Below are 17720 nucleotides of genomic sequence, written 5' to 3' on the forward strand. Positions count from 1 at the left end.
CTTTTAATAAACCCTAAAGGGTACAATTCACTCTTGTGTTGGCTGAATACTGGTCTGTTGCATCTGACCATAGTCTTTCAAGCTTTCGCGAATTGCATCGGCACGACCCACTACCACAAATTGCAACTGCGCATTGGGGAAGTATTTGTTCACCAGTTGTTTTGCTTTGTCTGGTGTCAGGGCATTTACCTGGCTAGAGAAGTTATTGATAAAGTCCTCGTTAAAGCCATACACAAACATGGACGACATCAGATTTGCCAATTGAGTAGAGGTCTCATAGCGTGGTGGGAACTGACCTTTTACATAGGCCTTGGCTGACTCCAGAGTTTCCTGGTCTATGCCTTTTTCCCATAACCTTTGGTATGTCTGCAGGGCCAAGTCTATGGCTTGCTTGGTAGTTTCGGTTTTGGTGAAGGTGGAAATATAAAAGCTGCCACTTTGCTGATAGGCTTCAAACGTGCTGCGTGCGCCATAGGTCAGACCAGAATTAACGCGTAATTCATCGTTAAGCCATGATGTGAAGCGCCCACCTAATACGGTATTAATCACGCTTACGGCTACGTAATCCGGGTTGCTCATGGCAATGCCAGGCCCACCAATCATAAAGGTACTTTCTACGGCATCTGCCTTATCCACCAGCATCAACTGCGCTTGTGTGGGAAAGGTCGGCGCTGTAATTGCGGGCATGGCTTCAGTGTTACCCTGCCAATTTGCAAAGAGCGACTGCAATTTTTTCTTAAGCTGTTCAGTTTTAAAATCTCCCGCCACGATGACAGCGGTGTTGTCGGGCTTGTACCAACGCTGATGGAAGTCCTTAATATCCTCAAGCTCAATAGTGGCTACCGACCGGCTGGAGCCGTCTAATTGTGCAGCATAGGCATGCCCTTTGAAAAGTTGGGCATTGAAGTAGTCTTTAATCACCGCCTTGGGGCTTTCTGCTTTTTGCTGCAGACCAGCCAGGTAACGTTGCTTGTGATTATTGAATTCCTGTTGATTGAATGCCGGTGTCAGTAAGCTGTCACGAACCCAACCCAATACCTGATCAAGATCCTTACTGGCGGCAGAAGCCTGTATTGTTGAATACTCCAGCATGGCATCGGCATCTAATTCGGCGCCAATAAAATCCAATTTGGCTTCGAGCTCCGCGCGAGACAGAGATTGCGTGCCAAGCAACAGGTTTGCCGCCGTTAATTTGGCCTGACCTGCTTTTTGGTCAGCAGTGGCACCAGCTTTCACAGTGATATACAGGTCTACCAAAGGAACTTCATGTTGTTCCATCAGATACAAGGTCAGGCCATTTTTAAGCGTGACTTTTTCATAAGCTGGCAGCACAAATTCTGCCGCTACACTAGCCAGGCTCAGACTGCCAAGTAAAACGGAAATAATAAACTTAGAGATCGTCTGCATGGCTGTCCTCCTGAGCGTCTAAGATGCCGACTGTGCGGTTGGCCTTTTTAAGATATTGTTTGGCTACACGTTGAATATCTGCCGTTGTCAGACTTTCCAGTTTTGCCGGGGCATCAAACAGCGCCTGATAGTCGCCAAAGTACATTTCGTAGGTACCCAGCGTGTTGGCTTTACCATTGATGGTGGACATCTCCCGATAAAAATCTACCAGGCGACGGTTTTTGACCTTCTGCAATTCTTCTTCGCTGATGCCTTCTTGCTTGATTTTTTGCAACTGGGCGATAATGCCATCCTCTAGCTTATTGGCATCGACACCGGGATTGGCCACGGCATAAATATAAAATAGGTTAGGGTCAATCGATTCTGGGAAATAGGCAAAAAGCTCGGTGGCCAATTGTTGCTCGAACACTAGGCTACTCTGCAGTCTGGAGCTATTGCCGGTGGACAGAATATCCGCCAGTACCGCCAACGCATAATAATCCTCGTGGCGTGAATTGGGCACATGAAAGGCCATCATCAGATTGGGGCTGGAAACCGAGGCTTTGTGCAAATACACCCGCCGTTCACCTTTCTGTTCTGGTTCTACGGTGTGCACTTCTCTGGGGGGCTGCTGGGCCGGGATGGGGGCGAAATGCTTTTCCGCCAATGTCTTTACTTCGTCCAGGGTCACATCGCCCGCTACCACCATAACGGCGTTATTCGGGGCGTAATACGTTTTGTGGTATTGAATAAGATCATCCATTGTCCAGTTAATGATGTCAGACTCGTGACCTATTACCGACCAGCTATAGGGGTGCGCGCGAAAAGCACTGCCCTTCACCTCTTCCCAAATAGCACGAAAGTTGGAATTCTCCAGCCCTGTTGAGCGTTCGGACATGACCACGCCTCGTTCGCTCTCCACCATTTGCGGGTCAATCGCCAGATGCTGAATACGATCCGCTTCCAGTTCAAAGATTAAGTTCAATTGGTCAGCCGGAAACCAGTTGGTGTATACCGTCAGGTTTTCAGTGGTATACGCATTATTACTGCCACCTGCAGCCTCCATGGTACGGTCAAACTCTTTTGGGCCGTATTTCTTGGCACCATTGAACATCATATGTTCAAAGAAATGCGAAAGCCCGGTGATGCCTGGATACTCATTGCGTGAACCCACACGCCAAAACAGATAAGAATTGGCATTAGGAATGGAATGGTCCTCCAACACCAGAAACTTCATGCCATTTTGCAGTGTAAAACTTTTCACTTGATCCTGCTTTGGCGACGCTATGGCGGGCATGGCCAATAGTATCAGCAGGCTCCATATTGATATTCTTTTCATCCGATTCTCCGTAGGGTAGGGATCAGAGTAGTGTATGTTTAGCGGAGGGACTGTACCAGAGGTGCTCTGTAAGAAACTTTGTAAACTGCGTCGCAATCATCAAATTGGGCTTTTGATTTCCACCCAGTCGGTCAATAATTGGATACTGAATTGGCAATCTTACTCAGTATCATGCAACAGCGTGTATATCTGGCAGGCAATAACGCTCAACAGCTCCGGGCACTCCGGGATGTGCTTGCGTCCAGACAGTTGCCGATAAACTTTTTTCATGCCTTGTCTAACCAATACGTTGGTGGGACAAGGCTGCAGGTAGATGATATTCTCGCCGAGCGATTGTGTCTGAGCATAAACCAGTCATTACTTGAAAGTGCAGACTGGTTGGTGTTTATGCTAAGCGGGCCAAATGATGCACAGCAAATGGCTGGAGATATTGTCAGGGCGATGGCAAAGGGCAAGCGGGTCATACTCGTACACCGTAAAGAACAAAGTGAGCTCTTCCACTACCTCGACCAAACCGCGCTATTTGTAGCGAAAGATCATTTTCAACTTCTGGAATATCTGGAGCGGCAAACGACAGGGGCAGTTAGCTAAGGACAACATGCAGTACCGCACAATAATCAGAATTCTCGGCTTGTTGGTTGCCTTATTCAGCGTAACCATGATTCCCCCTGCTTTTGTTTCGTTAATCTACGCAGACGGCGGTGGTCTGCCTTTTTTACTCGCGTTCTTTTTATGTTTGGTGACGGGCCTTTTGTCCTGGTACCCCAATCGGGCACATCGTAAAGAATTGCGTGCTAAAGAAGGTTTCTTGATCGTTGCGCTATTCTGGACGGTACTGGCCAGCTTCGGCGCTTTGCCATTTTTGTTACTCGAACAACCTCAGATGTCGGTAACCGATGCCTTTTTCGAATCTTTCTCTGGCTTAACCACTACCGGGGCGACGGTAATAGAGGGAATAGACTATCTGCCTAAAGCCGTGCAATTTTATCGCCAGCAACTGCAATGGCTGGGGGGAATGGGCATCATTGTGCTGGCGGTGGCGATTCTGCCAATTCTGGGTGTCGGCGGAATGCAGTTGTATCGGGCAGAAATTCCCGGCCCGGTGAAAGATTCTAAAATGACTCCGCGTATTGCCGACACGGCCAAGCATCTTTGGTTCATATATCTGGGATTAACCATCGCTTGCATGTTGGCGTACTGGGTGGCAGGTATGAACTGGTTTGACGCTATCTGCCATGCTTTCTCGACGGTAGCGATAGGTGGTTTTTCAAATTATGACGCCAGCCTGGGATATTTTGACAGCTCAGCAATTAATTTGGTCTGTGTCGCATTTTTGTGGATCTCAGCCCTAAATTTTGCTCTACATTACAATGCGTTCAGCAATCGCAGTATAAAAGTGTATATACATGATCCTGAGCTGCGCGCATTTTTCATCATCCAGTTTGTACTGGTGGCGATTTGCTTCGCCACGCTGACGGCACATAACTGGTATAGCGACGTTGAAACTGCCTTGGATCAAGCCTTGTTTCATGCGGTTTCTATTAGTACTACCGCAGGTTTTGCAACAGACAGTTTTGCCAGTTGGCCAGTTTTTTTACCTATCTTGTTAATTTTTGCCAGCTTTATTGGTGGTTGCGCAAGCTCTACCGGTGGTGGCCTGAAGGTTGTGCGGGTACTGCTGCTTTACCTGCAAGGCAAGCGGGAAGTGGACAGACTTATTCACCCTAAGGCCATTTATTCCGTGAAACTGGGTGACAGAGCTTTGCCTGACAGAGTGGTTGAAGCAGTGTGGGGATTTTTTTCCGCTTATGCTCTGGTGTTTTTAATTATCATGATCGCGCTGGTGGCAACCGGCATGGACAATATCACGGCATTTTCTGCAACGGCCGCTTGTTTGAATAATCTCGGGCCGGGCCTGGGTGCGGTGGCAGCGAACTTTGCGGATGTGACCGACGCGGGTAAGTGGTGGTTAGTACTGGCCATGCTATTTGGTCGCCTGGAAGTATTTTCTTTGCTGGTGTTGTTTTCACCGACCTTCTGGCGCAGTTGAGCCAGTAGTGGCAAGCTGGTGATCCGCATCCTGGCTGCGGCTGATATTGTATGATAGCGCTGGTTTTCTAAGCGCTATCTGATACAGTCTGTTTGTTTACACTTTGCATACAATAGCGGGTTTGCTGTAAGAATGCCGAAGGCGGACCGCTCGGGGGTTAGAATATGTTTGCTTATATAGCCCGCCATCCCATTCTGGACAGTGACAGGAATGTCTTTGCCTATGAACTGCTATTCAGGGATGGCAGAAAGAACTGTTTTCCGGATATCCGCCCTGACGAGGCCACTTCAAAGATTCTGACTGGTAGTCACCTGACGTTGGGGTTAGAAGATATAGCCTGTCATAAAACGTCGTTCATTAATTTCCACAAAGAAACCTTGTTGCATGGTTTTCCCACCATGTTGGATCCTGAGTCTGTAGTAGTGGAAATCGTTGAAACTGTGCCTACCGACAACAATATGCTGGCAGCCTGTAAACAAATAAAAGACCAGGGCTATAAGCTGGCACTGGATGACCATAACTTTGACCCAAAGTGGGACATGTTCCTGCCTTATGTGGATATTATCAAAGTTGACACTTTACGCAGTGACTACGAGACCATTGCCCGTAACATTGCCAAGTTTAAGCAAGCCAAGGTGCAACTGGTAGCCGAAAAAGTTGAAACCTACGAGGACTTCAATCGTTTCAAAGAACTTGGTTTTGACTACTTCCAGGGCTTCTTCTTTGCCAAGCCCGAGGTTATTCGTCAGCGTAACCTGCCGACCTCCAAACTTGCCCTGTTGGAATTACTGCAGGAGAGCAGCAGCAGAGACTTTAATTTTGAACGGGTCAACGCCATATTCGAAAGGGATGTAGGCCTGTCATACATGTTGCTGCGGTTTATTAATAACCCAACCATAAACAAACGCTACAAGATCTCGTCCTTGCGCCATGCCCTGAATTATCTTGGGGAAGTGGAGCTGAAGAAGTTTATCTCTATTCTGGCCCTGGCCAATATGGGTGAAGAGAAACCCATGGAACTGCTGCATTTGTCGCTGGTTAGGGCCAAGTTTTGCGAACTGGTGAGTTTGGCCAAGAAAGATCAGGATAATCCCCCTAAAGGCTTTCTGGTTGGCTTGTTTTCTTTGTTGGATGCTTTGCTTGATCAGAGCATGGAGCATTTAGTGGAAAAATTACCAATTGATGAAGAAATCAAACAAGCCTTGTGTGGGCAGGAGGGACGTTTAAAAAATTACCTTGGTTTGGCCAGAGCGTTTGAAAGTGCAAACTGGCTGGCGTTGATTAAATTGTCCGGACAGTTAGACCTGAGCCAGAAGATGTTACATGGGCTTTTCAACCAGGCCATTGTCTGGGGAAATGAAATTCGCCAGACGGTATCACCGCATTTTCCAAAATCGCAGGTTAAAAGTTGAACTCTAAGGTGAAAAAACGCGCGAACGACATAAAAAGTTCATAACGAGTGTTGACAACCAGAGCGTGACTCAATAAAGTACGCGCACTTCTCGCCCAGGTGGTGGAATTGGTAGACACGCTAGCTTCAGGTGCTAGTGGCCGAAAGGCCGTGGAGGTTCAAGTCCTCTCCTGGGCACCAATTCTCGGAAAAAGCTCTAAACGTTAGTTTAGAGCTTTTTTCTTTTCTGCCGTTTGATATCATGCTGCGCAGCCCGCAGCCCGCAGCCCGCAGCCCGCAGCCCGCAGCCCGCAGCCCGCAGCCCGCAGCCCGCAGCCCGCAGCCCTAGCCAAAAAAGAAAGCGCTGGGCTGGAACAACTTTTCAACATCGCTGATAAACTTCTTGTCTACCAGAAACAGGATGACATGATCATCGGCCTCAATCACCGTATCCCCGTGAGCGATAATGACCTCGTCTTTACGCACCACAGCACCTATGGTGGTGCCTGGCGGTAGTTTTATATCATTGATGGTTCTGCCCACCACTTTGGATGTATTGGCGTCACCATGGGCTATGGCTTCTATCGCTTCGGCCGCGCCACGTCGCAGTGAATAAACGTTTACTACGTCACCACGGCGCACGTGTGTTAACAGCGCTGAGATGGTGGCTTGTTGCGGCGATATGGCGATATCGATCTCTCCACCCTGAACCAAATCCACGTAGGCACTGCGCTGAATGAGCACCATGGCTTTTTGCGCACCCATACGTTTAGCCAACATGGCAGACATAATATTGGCTTCATCGTCGTTGGTAACGGCAATAAATACGTCTATCTGCTCAACCTGCTCCTCCAGAAGCAGTTCCTGGTCGGATGCATCGCCGCAAAAAACGATGGTTTTTTTCAGATTGGAAGAAAGATAGCGGGCTCTTTCCTGACTGAATTCGATTAGCTTGACCTGGTGCTTCTCTTCCAACTGCCTGGCCAGACCCGCACCAATAAGACCACCGCCTGCAATCATGATACGTTTATAGCTGGCTTCGAGTTTTTGTAACTCACTCATCACCGCACGTATGTGTTTGGTGGCAGCTATAAAGAACACTTCGTCATCCGCTTCTATTACTGTGGTACCCAGCGGGCGAATGGGCTTGCCACGGCGATATATCGCCGCCACCCGGGTTTCCACATTCGGCATATGCTCTTTCAGGGCTGATAGTGCATGGCCAACCAGCAGGCCACCGTAATAAGCCTTAACGGCCACCAGACTGACTTTGCCCTCGGCAAACTCCACGACCTGTAATGCGCCTGGGTAATCAATCAGGCGTTTTATCGCGCGGGTCACCAATTGCTCCGGGGCGATCAGATGATTTACCGGAATATCCGAGTGTTTAAACAATTGTTCCTGATAAACCAGGTACTGTTCAGAGCGGATTCTGGCGATTTTGGTTGGCGTTTTAAACAAACTGTGGGCAACCTGGCAGGCCATCATGTTGGTTTCGTCGCTGTTAGTTACCGCGATCAACATATCGGCATCTTCTGCACCGGCTTTTTTCAGAATATCAGGGTGGGAGCCAAAACCGGATACCACCTGCAAATCCAGGCGGTCTTGCAGATTACGTAATATATCGTAATCGGCGTCAATCACGGTGATTTCGTTTTTTTCGCCTACCAGATTTTCTGCCAGAGTTCCGCCTACCTGGCCTGCACCCACAATGATTATCTTCATAACCCGCTATTCTTGTTGTTAACCCATAACAGTCATGGGTTGGATTAAGACTTTATCAGCCTCGCGTAATAGAAGCCATCCATCTGCATTTCGCCAGGCAGTATCTGCCAGCCCGGATTATCAATATTGTCTGCATCGTGCAGGGGTGACAATCTGGCATCTGCCTGACATTGCAGGAAGGCTTTGATCTGTTGTGCGTTTTCTTCCGGCAAGATGGAGCAGGTTGCGTATAACAGGGTGCCGCCTGGCTTCAACAATGGCCAAATCGCATGCAGGATTTTTTGCTGCAATTGCGCCAGATTTGCAATATCCGCCCCTTTGCGCAGCCATTTGATATCCGGATGACGGCGAATTACGCCTGTGGCAGAGCAGGGCGCATCGAGTAGGATCCGATCATACTGTTTGCCGTCCCACCAGTCTTCGGGGTTGGCAGCGTCACCACACACAACCTTGGCCTGGTGTCCAAGTCGTAGCAGGTTTTCTTCCACCCTTTGCAATCTGCCCGGGTCACAATCCATTGCCGTGCAATGAATATCTGGCTGATATTCCAGCAAATGACAGGTCTTCCCACCTGGCGCTGCACATGCGTCAAGGATGTGCTCACCTTTCTGTGGAGCCAGCAGTGCAGCAGCCTGCTGAGCGGCACCATCCTGAGCAGCAAACCAACCTTGTTGGTAGCCCGGCAACTGAGTCAAATCCATTCCTTTGGTTAATAACAGCGCTTGCGCAGGTAGGCCCTCTGACAAATAAGTAATGTCGGCCTTGTCTAACTCCGCGGTGAAATCGTCCTTGCTGATGCGGGTGGTATTGACCCTGAGCCAGATTGGCGCCTTACTGTTCATGGCCGCACTGATTTCATCCAGTTGCTCTGGATAATGCTGTAACAGCTTTTTGTATAGCCATTTGGGGAGCCCTGAGAGGATCTGTTTATCGTCAGGCAAGTTTTGTTGCAGATTCTGGCGAATAAAATTGCGCAAACAAGCATTAACCAGGCCTTTCAATCCAGGACATTTAAGGTTTTGGCAGGCTCCTACTGTTTCTGCCACAGCAGCATGCTGAGAAACCCGACTGAAAGCCAACTGATAAAAACCCAGCATAATGAGGTGTTCTACCGCTTTCTGGTTGGACTTTAACGGCTTCTCAAGTAATTGCCTCAGCCAATACTGTAACAGCGGTAGTTGACGTAGAACCCCGTACAACATTTCCTGCAACCAGGCCCGGTCCTGCTCTTTATGCTGGCTTTGCAGCTCGGGTAGCAATTCCCGCAGGGATTTGCCTTGCTCCAATACCTGAAAAAGTGTTCTGGCTGCATCAGCTCTTAGCGATGTAGTTTTCAAGACAGTCTGTTTCCGGCTTCAAACAAGTCTTTTCTGGCATTCAGAATATCCGCCACAGGCATGGCTTTTTTGCCTGGCAGTTGCAAGATTTGTATTCGCAGAGCTTGGTTGCCTGTTGCTATTAACAGCCCTTGTTTGCTGACATCCAGTATTTGGCCGGGTTGCCCCTTGCCTGACTCAACCTGTGCTTGCCAAACTTTAACCGGTTGTCCTGCAAGTTCAAAAAAGCACACCGGCCAGGGGTTAAAGGCGCGTATATTGCGTTCTAACTGCAATGCATCCAATGTCCAGTCAAGGCGGGCTTCATCCTTACTTAACTTTTCTGCATAGTTGGCCTGAGCGTTATCCTGAATTTCAGCCTTCAGATTGTCCAATTCATGCAACGTGGTTAACAGAGCCTTGGGGCCAAGCTCTGCCAACTTTTCATACAAGCTGGCACTGGTATCCTGCTCGCCAATAGGCAAGCTGGCTTTATACAACATCGCACCGGTATCCAGGCCCTTATCCATCTGCATAATGGTGACGCCTGTGTGTGTGTCTCCTGCCCAAATGGCTCGCTGAATAGGTGCTGCGCCCCGCCATCTGGGTAACAATGAACCATGAACATTCAGGCAGCCGAGTTTAGGCATATCCAAAACCGCCTGAGGAAGAATAAGTCCGTAAGCAACCACTATCATTATGTCGGCTTTTAATTCGGCCAATTGTTGCTGTGCATCGGCCGTTTTCAATGTCTCAGGCTGGAATACGGGTATGTCATGTTCCTGTGCCAGTTGTTTAACCGCACTGGCCTGTAACTTCTTGCCTCTTCCTGCCGGGCGATCCGGTTGGGTATAGACCGCGATGACATTATGCGTAGAACCCAACAGGGCCTGTAAATGCCGGGCGGCAAAATCTGGCGTGCCGGCAAAAATCACGTTTAGTTTTGTATTCACTGGATATCAGACTCTTTCCAACTGACGGGCTTCTTTTTCCAATTTTTTGCGAATGCGCTGGCGTTTCAGCGGTGACAGGTAGTCAACGAACAGCACACCACGCAGATGGTCAAGTTCATGTTGGATACAAATTGCCAGTAAGCCTTCTGCTTCAAGGGTAAACTCTTTTCCATCTCTGTCTAAAGCGGTGACTTTGATTCGCTCCGCCCGGTCTACCTTGGCATAATTGTTGGGAACAGACAGACAACCTTCTTCACTGATGGTGGAACCCTGCTTCTCGGTAATTTCCGGGTTAATAAAGACCAGTGGATTGTCTTGTTCTTCAGACACATCCATGACTACCAGGCGAATATGCTCATTTACCTGGGTGGCGGCTAAACCTATACCATTTTCGGCTTTCATGGTTTCAAACATGTCGTCAACCAACCGACGGATGTCAGCATTGACTTCCTTGACTGGCTTAGCAACGGTACGCAGGCGCTCATCCGGAAAGCGCAGAACTTCTAATTTGGCCATCTTATATTCAGCTACACTAGTTAATGGATCCAAGCATATGGAATCTCATACGAAATGCCACAACGGGCTATTTAATACTTGGTTTTAATGGTTATTCTAGCCCAATCGCCAGCAAAACATAATAGCCTGGCGATATTGATAAGGTATGAAGAACACCGCGGTAACTGTTTGGGTTAGCGGCTATTCGGGACAGAGCATGCAAGGCTCAGTGGGGGATTTATGCGACTTAAGTTGTCAATTGGGTTGGTATGGTTATGGCTCGTGCCAGCCTGGTGTATGGCCGTCGATATTAAACCCGATGCGCCGAAAACCTATGTAGTAAAGCAAGGAGATACACTCTGGGATATCTCTTCTCTATATCTGCAACAGCCATGGCTTTGGCCGCAATTATGGCGACACAATACGCAGATTAAGAATCCTCATCTGATCTATCCAGGGGACGAACTTAAACTGGAGTGGGGAGCGGATGGCGAGCCAATGCTAGTGGTCAATCGCAATGGCCAATCCAAGGCTGAATTCAAGTTGTCGCCTGCAGGCAAGCGCCTGGAGAAAAGTGTCGACCCTATAGCGGTGTTGCCCTGGACTGTGATTGAGCCTTTTGTCGAGCATGGCTTGGTGATGGCAGAGGAAGAATACGAAGCCTTGCCTAAGTTGCTTGGTGATTATGATGGCGGTGTGCGTTATGCCACCGGGGACCTGGTGGTGGGACAGCAGGGAGAAACAGACTCGTCCATGATGCTGTTACGTCAACAAAATATCTTGTATGACATGCAGGACAATCCTATTGGTGTGCAGGTCCGCCATGTAGCAGATGCCTCGCTGTTACCTACAGAGCAGCAGGCCCTGATGCTGGTAGATGTAAAAGATGCCAATTTCGAGGCCGTGCAAGGGGATCGTCTGACTGCTAAAGCCCGGCTCACTGGCATGCAGGATCTGCAGTTGCAGGCGGCAACCGATGTGCACGGTTTTATTATCGGCAATCTGCGGGAACACAATTTGATGGGTAAGCTGGATATCGTGGCCCTGGATTTGGGGGCAGAGCAAAATGTTCAGGCTGGCACAGTGATGGGCATTTACCAACAAGGTCCAACAATTAATGAAGCTGACAAGCCCAGATATGCAGAAAGCAATAGTTGGCTGTTTGGCATGGTAGAAAATGACGATGTGTTAACCGCACCACCACTAAAGGTGGGGGAGTTGGTTATTTTTAAGGTGTTTGATAACACCAGTTATGCGCTAATCGTTAAGGCATCAAAAATCATTAAGCGGGGTGCTCTAGTCGCGCACCCTTGATTGGTCATTGCAGGGACTGGCATGACAAACGAAGACAATATGATGGCCTGGCTGACGTTGGATCAAATGTCAGGCTTAAGTGGCGAGCTGTTGATAAAACTCCTGCAAGACACAGGAGGGCATTTGCCGTTGCTTTTGCAATGGGATGCTAAGCAGTTGCACCGCTGCGGGTTACATGAAGAGCAAATACGACAACTGAAAAACCCCAATCAAAGATGGATCGCCGACTCGTTAGACTGGCTCAGCAAAGACGCGCAACATTTTCTTCTGCCTCTGTCAGACAAACGCTATCCCAATCAGCTCAGGCAATTATCCCGCCCGCCACTTTTGCTGTTTGGAAAGGGGCAAGCTGATATTTTAGATTGTCCTCAACTTGCTATTGTCGGCAGTCGCAGTCCTTCTTCCAGTGGCCAGCAGAGTGCCTTTGAGCTTGCCGGACAGCTATCCCTCGCCGGGCTTATTGTGACCAGTGGCCTTGCTTTGGGTATAGATGGCTGGGCGCATAAAGGGGCTTTGAAGGTTAATGGCAAGACTATTGCCGTACTTGGTTCTGGCCTGGCTAACGTTTATCCGCGCAGGCATCTTGCTCTGGCAAATCAAATCAGTGAATGTGGTGGCTGTCTGTTGTCTGAGTTTGCACCTGGTCAATCCGCCTTACCGGAGCACTTTCCCAGACGAAATCGTATTATCAGTGGACTGAGTCTGGGTACGCTGGTGGTTGAGGCTGCACTGCGCAGTGGTTCACTGATTACCGCTCGTTATGCATTGGAACAAGGGCGGGACGTATTTGCTGTTCCAGGAAATATATACAATCCCCTAACGGAGGGTTGTCATTATTTAATCAAACAAGGTGCTAAGCTGGTGACCGCTGTTGAAGATATTCTCGAAGAATATCAAAATCTTGCTCTTGAAGTTCAAAATCAGGGCCATCTGTCCTCAGAAAAAAGTAGCGGGAATGGCTTGGCAAAGGATCCATTGTTGGTTAGTGTAGAATTTGAAGTCACATCTATTGATGTGATTGCACAGCGCAGCGGCATGCCGGTGACACAAGTGCTTGCACAATTACTAGAATATGAGCTGCGTGGCCTGGTAGCTGCCGTCCCCGGTGGTTACGTCAAATTGAGGGGAAAATAGTATGTTTGACATCCTCATGTATCTGTTCGAGAACTTCATCCACAGTGAAACCGAAATTCGTGTCGATCAGGACGAGTTGACCGAAGAATTGGTGCGTGCCGGATTTCATCATGATGAAATTTACAAGGCATTATCCTGGCTGGAAAAATTGGCTGCCTTACAGGAATCGGATACCAATCCGTACCTGGCGCATATGTCTGCCATGCCGGTTACTCGCATCTATACCCAGGAAGAGGAGATGCGTTTAGATGTGGAATGTCGTGGTTTCTTGATGTTCCTTGAGCAAATCAAAGTATTGGATGCCAGTACCCGTGAGATGGTTATCGACAGGGTAATGGAAATTGATGCTGCTGAATTTTGCCTGGAAGATCTCAAATGGGTGGTATTGATGGTGCTGTTTAATGTGCCAGGCAAAGAAAATGCCTATGCCCAGATGGAAGACCTGCTGTTTGAGGAGCCAGAAGGCCCACTGCACTAGTCGTACCTTTTCTACAACGCTTAGATATTAAGCGAGCCTCGATTATGACATAATCCGCTTATGTCAAAGATAGATCACTCACTTTTTAATGCCGACGAACATGCCCTGCAGCATGCTTATGGTAGTTGCCCGCAGTGTCAGGCTAAGCTGCAGATCCGTTCCGGCAAAAGCGGCCCATTTTTAGGCTGCAGTCGCTACCCGGCTTGCCATTTCAGCAAGCCCCTGCATGAATATCAAAGCCATGAAGTGAAAGTGATCGAGGGGACCGCCTGTCCAGCCTGCCATTCACCACTGGCGGTAAAGAAAGGGCGCTTTGGTCTGTTTATTGGCTGTACTAACTTTCCTGATTGCCACCATATAGAGAAACTCGCGCAGCAAGAAGACGAGCAGCTTGGATGCCCTGTCTGCCACAAAGGTAAGTTGCTGCGGCGCACCAATAAGTTTGGCAAAAGCTTCTATGCTTGTGACCAATACCCCCATTGTCGTTACCTACTCAACTTACCACCTGTTACCAAAACCTGTCCGGTTTGTAGCTGGCCCTTGATGGTACGAAAAGGCAATATGCTGATTTGCCCTCAGAAGGCTTGCCAACATAAAATGGCCAGTGATTAGTACTTCTACCTTCTGTTATTAACATACCGCCTAATTAGTGAAACGGTAATGAGTAAACACATTTTGAATATTGATGCTGAGTTACACCGAGTGTTTTATCAGGGCGAGGTGCTGGCCTACCCTACGGAGGCCGTGTTTGGCCTGGGGTGTGACCCTGATAATGAGGCAGCGGTTTTTAACATTCTGGCGTTAAAGCAGCGACCGGTGGAGAAAGGTGTCATCCTGATCGCCAGTCATTTTTCCCAGCTACTACCCTACGTAAATGACAACGCTATTCCCATGGACCGGCGCACCCAAATCATCTCCAGTTGGCCTGGGCCCTATACTTGGTTGTTACCTAAATCTGAACGGGCACCGGATTGGATCACCGGTGGTTCGCCATTGATTGCGGTGCGCGTGTCTGCTCACCCGGTTGTCAGGGCATTGTGTGATTTTCTCGATAAGCCATTGGTGTCGACCAGTGCAAATCTGGCTGGACAGGAACCGGCCCGAACTGTGGAAGAGGTAGCCCGAATTTTTGCAGGGCGCGTACATATTGTTCAGGGGGAAGTGGGTCAGCAGGCGCAACCTACACAGATTCGCAACGGACTGACCGGCCAGGTCGTCAGAGCATAGGAACGGCAGATGTCTCAAATTAATCTTGATCAGGTTAAACAATTTTTATTGGGCTTGCAGAATAGTATTTGCCAGACCCTGGAGCTGGTTGATGGCAAAGGTAACTTTGTTGAAGATAACTGGCAGCGTCAGGAAGGCGGCGGTGGCAGAACCCGGGTGATGCGTAAAGGCCAGGTGATAGAACAGGGGGGGGTGAATTTCTCACATGTATTCGGTCAGCAGTTGCCGCCCTCGGCCACGGCTGCCCGCCCAGAGCTGGCTGGCCGCAGTTTTCAGGCCATGGGGGTATCCTTAGTAATACATCCTCACAATCCTTTTGTGCCCACTTCACATGCTAATGTACGCTTTTTTGTGGCGGAAAAAGCAGGTGAAGCACCGGTATGGTGGTTTGGTGGTGGTTTTGATTTGACACCTTTTTATCCCTTCAAAGAGGATGTGCTGCATTGGCACAATGTCGCTCGTAACCTTTGCCAGCCATTTGGCGAAGATGTTTATCCGAGGTATAAAAAGTGGTGTGACGACTACTTCTTCCTTAAACATCGGGGTGAGACTCGCGGTGTGGGGGGGCTGTTCTTTGATGACCTCAATGAGTGGGGCTTTGAGAAGAGCTTCGCTTTTATGCAAGCGGTAGGTAATGGTTACCTCGATGCTTATGTGCCGATTATTGAAAGTCGTAAACAATTGGCTTTTGGTGATCAGGAGCGAGAGTTTCAGTTATACCGGCGTGGCCGTTATGTAGAATTTAATCTGGTATACGACCGTGGCACTTTGTTCGGCTTGCAAACCGGTGGCCGCACAGAGTCTATTCTGATGTCGATGCCACCGCTGGCCCGCTGGGAATATGACTATTCACCTTTGCCGGGTAGCCGTGAAGACCAGCTTTATCAACATTATCTTAAAGCTGTTGACTGGTTGGCTGAGCCTCAGTCCTGATTTTTCATATGCTGCGCCAGAGGCACCAGATTCTGCCAGATAACCTGGCGCAGCCGTGAATCCGCCACACAATCCTCTAATGCCTGATTCATACAATACAGCCATTGATTGATCATCTGTTGATTAATCTTTGCATGTAAGTGTCTGGCTCTGAGCCTGGGATGCCCGTACTTTTGCTCAAATAAAGGTGGCCCGCCCAACCAGCCGCTCATAAATTCATAGAACTTTTGTCTGGTCTGGGTTAAGTCCGCTTGGTGAATAGCCAATAACTCGCTGGCTTTCGGGTCGCTTTGCATAATGTCATAGAAGCGATGGCAGAGTTTGTAGGTTGTGTCTTTACCACCAATCAGGTCATACAGGCTGGTGGGTTTGTCGTTAGCCTGTTTCTGGGTTAGGCTCGCAAGCCAATCTGTCATCTTTTTTAATACCATGGATCAATACGCAGTCTTCGGTAATCCCATTGCGCATAGCAAGTCACCTTTTATTCATAAGATGTTTGCCGAGCAAACCGGGCAATCTTTGCACTATGCTGCGATCTTATCACCCTTGGACGGCTTTGCGGAAAGTGTAAGTACCTTCATTGCATCTGGTGGGCGAGGCGCTAATGTCACAGTACCTTTCAAAGAACAGGCTTTTAAGCTGGTCGAACAGCTTTCACCGGCGGCCAGGCAAGCCGGTGCGGTGAATACATTAATTTACCAGGATGGAAAGCTACTGGGAGACAATACCGATGGTATTGGGCTGGTCAAAGACCTGCTATTTCATGGTGTGGTACTGCAAGGTAAAAAGATCCTGATCATTGGTGCAGGTGGCGCAACCCGAGGCGTGGTGTTACCTATCCTGGAACAAACCCCTGCCTCGTTGCATATTGCTAACCGTACTGCAGAGAAAGCATTAAGCCTGGCTAAACACGTCCCTTCGTTTGCCAGGGTTACCGGCAGTGGTTTGAATGATATTCCCGATACTTCCTTTGATCTTATTATCAATGCCTCATCAGCGAGCTTATCAGGTGATTCCCCCAACATAGATGCTGCTTATATGGTTAATAAGCCGGTGTGCTACGACATGGTATACAGTAAAGAAGACACGGCGTTTAATCTTTGGTGCCAACAGCAAGGAGCAAGCATGACCCTGGATGGCCTTGGCATGCTGGTGGAGCAGGCGGCGCAAAGTTTCTACTTGTGGCGTGGGATTATGCCTGACACACAACCAGTTCGTCAGGCATTAAGGATGTCGCTTTCTCAAGCCTGAGCCAGGTAATCGTCTTTTAGCTCCACATAATTAATGGCAGATTGTTTAAGAAAGGTCTGCTCGGCTTCGGTGAGTTTGCGGGCCTGTTTAACCGGGCTGCCTACATATAGATAGCCTGATTCGAGAGCTTTACCTGGTGGCACCAGACTACCGGCACCAATAAACACATCATCCTCAACGATGGCGCCGTCCATAATAATGGCGCCCATTCCCACTAAGATACGGTTGCCCAGTGTGCAGCCATGCAACATACACTTATGACCGACAGTGACATCGTCGCCTATTATCAGCGGATACCCAGCCGGATGCTGCGTCGACTTCCTCGTTACGTGTAGTATGGTACCATCCTGAACATTAGTGCGAGCACCAATGCGGATATGATTGACATCACCGCGGGCCGCAACTAATGGCCAAATACTGCTGTCATCACCTAATTCAATGTCACCTTTTAATACTGCACTGTCATCAACGTAGCAATTCTTGCCAAGTTTGGGATATGCCTTCTTATAAAATCCTAAGCTCATTTCACTCTTTTCCGCTGTTTGAACAGAGGAATAGTAGCAAAAATGGACGTTTAATGCCTTAAATGCTCAATAACTCGCCAAACGATAAATTTTCTTAAAAAACCTGTTGACGGTTGTGCGGAAATCTCTAGAATGCGCACCACTTCGACGGGGCAGGCAGAAAGGCTTCCCAGTCAGCCAGGAAGGCAGGAAGATTCAAGGAGCG

Annotated in this window: 18 protein-coding genes and 1 tRNA gene; 11 read left to right on the plus strand and 8 right to left on the minus strand. The window is 48.7% G+C overall.

Annotated elements, in window-relative coordinates; genetic code table 11:
- Positions 1 to 27: 27 nt before the first annotated feature.
- Together CSR04_RS03425 and CSR04_RS03430 are read right to left on the minus strand one after the other, a co-directional pair.
- Positions 28 to 1407: a M16 family metallopeptidase gene (locus tag CSR04_RS03425; RefSeq protein ID WP_102794809.1), complete on the minus strand. Its 1380-nt coding sequence runs from the start codon at positions 1405 to 1407 to the stop codon at positions 28 to 30.
- Positions 1391 to 2725: a M16 family metallopeptidase gene (locus tag CSR04_RS03430; protein WP_102794810.1), complete on the minus strand. Its 1335-nt coding sequence runs from the start codon at positions 2723 to 2725 to the stop codon at positions 1391 to 1393. Before CSR04_RS03430 ends, CSR04_RS03425 begins: the two co-directional genes overlap by 17 nt.
- A gap of 150 nt (positions 2726 to 2875) precedes the next feature.
- Here CSR04_RS03430 and CSR04_RS03435 point away from each other — a divergent pair, with 150 nt between their 5' ends.
- The 4 genes from CSR04_RS03435 (at position 2876) to CSR04_RS03450 (ending at position 6366) form a co-directional block, all read left to right on the plus strand.
- Positions 2876 to 3316 (plus strand): hypothetical protein, encoded by a 441-nt coding sequence (locus CSR04_RS03435; RefSeq protein WP_102794811.1) that lies wholly within the window; start codon positions 2876 to 2878, stop codon positions 3314 to 3316.
- 7 nt (positions 3317 to 3323) lie between these two features.
- Entirely contained in the window at positions 3324 to 4775 is a 1452-nt protein-coding gene (locus CSR04_RS03440) for a TrkH family potassium uptake protein (protein WP_102794812.1), read from the plus strand.
- A 164-nt stretch (positions 4776 to 4939) separates the two neighbouring features.
- On the plus strand, positions 4940 to 6187 hold the full coding sequence (locus tag CSR04_RS03445; RefSeq protein WP_102794813.1) for an EAL and HDOD domain-containing protein: 1248 nt from the start codon (positions 4940 to 4942) through the stop codon (positions 6185 to 6187).
- Between the two features lie 92 nt (positions 6188 to 6279).
- Positions 6280 to 6366: transfer RNA gene (locus tag CSR04_RS03450), tRNA-Leu, on the plus strand.
- A 144-nt stretch (positions 6367 to 6510) separates the two neighbouring features.
- Here the strand turns inward: CSR04_RS03450 and trkA are convergent.
- From trkA to def, 4 genes are read right to left on the minus strand one after another with little or no spacing between them, the layout of a single operon-like run.
- Entirely contained in the window at positions 6511 to 7890 is a 1380-nt protein-coding gene (gene trkA / locus CSR04_RS03455; protein ID WP_102794814.1) for a Trk system potassium transporter TrkA, read from the minus strand.
- A 44-nt stretch (positions 7891 to 7934) separates the two neighbouring features.
- Positions 7935 to 9227 carry a 16S rRNA (cytosine(967)-C(5))-methyltransferase RsmB gene (gene rsmB / locus CSR04_RS03460; RefSeq protein WP_102794815.1) on the minus strand — a complete coding sequence of 431 codons (1293 nt, stop codon included), beginning with the start codon at positions 9225 to 9227 and terminating at the stop codon, positions 7935 to 7937.
- Positions 9224 to 10159: a methionyl-tRNA formyltransferase gene (gene fmt, locus CSR04_RS03465; RefSeq protein ID WP_102794816.1), complete on the minus strand. Its 936-nt coding sequence runs from the start codon at positions 10157 to 10159 to the stop codon at positions 9224 to 9226. Before fmt ends, rsmB begins: the two co-directional genes overlap by 4 nt.
- 6 nt (positions 10160 to 10165) lie before the next feature.
- Positions 10166 to 10675: a peptide deformylase gene (gene def, locus CSR04_RS03470; protein ID WP_102794817.1), complete on the minus strand. Its 510-nt coding sequence runs from the start codon at positions 10673 to 10675 to the stop codon at positions 10166 to 10168.
- A gap of 219 nt (positions 10676 to 10894) precedes the next feature.
- Between def and CSR04_RS03475 the strand changes: the two genes are divergently transcribed.
- Genes CSR04_RS03475 through hemF form a run of 6 tightly spaced genes read left to right on the plus strand, consistent with a single transcriptional unit; the run spans position 10895 to position 15740 of the window.
- On the plus strand, positions 10895 to 11968 hold the full coding sequence (locus CSR04_RS03475) for a LysM peptidoglycan-binding domain-containing protein (RefSeq protein WP_102794818.1): 1074 nt from the start codon (positions 10895 to 10897) through the stop codon (positions 11966 to 11968).
- Between the two features lie 21 nt (positions 11969 to 11989).
- Positions 11990 to 13102 (plus strand): DNA-processing protein DprA, encoded by a 1113-nt coding sequence (gene dprA, locus CSR04_RS03480; protein ID WP_102794819.1) that lies wholly within the window; start codon positions 11990 to 11992, stop codon positions 13100 to 13102.
- Position 13103: 1 nt separating this feature from the next.
- Positions 13104 to 13580: a DUF494 family protein gene (locus tag CSR04_RS03485; RefSeq protein WP_102794820.1), complete on the plus strand. Its 477-nt coding sequence runs from the start codon at positions 13104 to 13106 to the stop codon at positions 13578 to 13580.
- A gap of 60 nt (positions 13581 to 13640) precedes the next feature.
- Positions 13641 to 14192 carry a DNA topoisomerase family protein gene (locus tag CSR04_RS03490; protein WP_102794821.1) on the plus strand — a complete coding sequence of 184 codons (552 nt, stop codon included), beginning with the start codon at positions 13641 to 13643 and terminating at the stop codon, positions 14190 to 14192.
- 48 nt (positions 14193 to 14240) lie between these two features.
- Positions 14241 to 14807, plus strand: a complete 567-nt coding sequence (tsaC, locus tag CSR04_RS03495) for an L-threonylcarbamoyladenylate synthase type 1 TsaC (protein WP_102794822.1) — start codon at positions 14241 to 14243, stop codon at positions 14805 to 14807.
- Between the two features lie 9 nt (positions 14808 to 14816).
- Positions 14817 to 15740, plus strand: a complete 924-nt coding sequence (gene hemF, locus CSR04_RS03500) for an oxygen-dependent coproporphyrinogen oxidase (RefSeq protein ID WP_102794823.1) — start codon at positions 14817 to 14819, stop codon at positions 15738 to 15740.
- Here hemF and CSR04_RS03505 read toward each other — a convergent pair.
- Positions 15731 to 16156, minus strand: coding sequence for a group II truncated hemoglobin (locus CSR04_RS03505; RefSeq protein WP_102794878.1), 426 nt, complete (start codon positions 16154 to 16156; stop codon positions 15731 to 15733). The genes hemF and CSR04_RS03505 overlap by 10 nt on opposite strands.
- A 13-nt stretch (positions 16157 to 16169) precedes the next feature.
- Here CSR04_RS03505 and aroE point away from each other — a divergent pair, with 13 nt between their 5' ends.
- On the plus strand, positions 16170 to 16991 hold the full coding sequence (gene aroE, locus CSR04_RS03510) for a shikimate dehydrogenase (protein WP_102794824.1): 822 nt from the start codon (positions 16170 to 16172) through the stop codon (positions 16989 to 16991).
- Here aroE and CSR04_RS03515 read toward each other — a convergent pair.
- Complete coding sequence (locus CSR04_RS03515; RefSeq protein ID WP_102794825.1) at positions 16982 to 17515, minus strand: gamma carbonic anhydrase family protein; 534 nt, start codon at positions 17513 to 17515, stop codon at positions 16982 to 16984. The two genes, aroE and CSR04_RS03515, sit on opposite strands and share 10 nt — an antisense overlap.
- Between the last annotated feature and the right edge of the window lie 205 nt (positions 17516 to 17720).

The organism is Bowmanella denitrificans, from assembly GCF_002887595.1.
GTDB classification, from domain to species: domain Bacteria; phylum Pseudomonadota; class Gammaproteobacteria; order Enterobacterales; family Alteromonadaceae; genus Bowmanella; species Bowmanella denitrificans.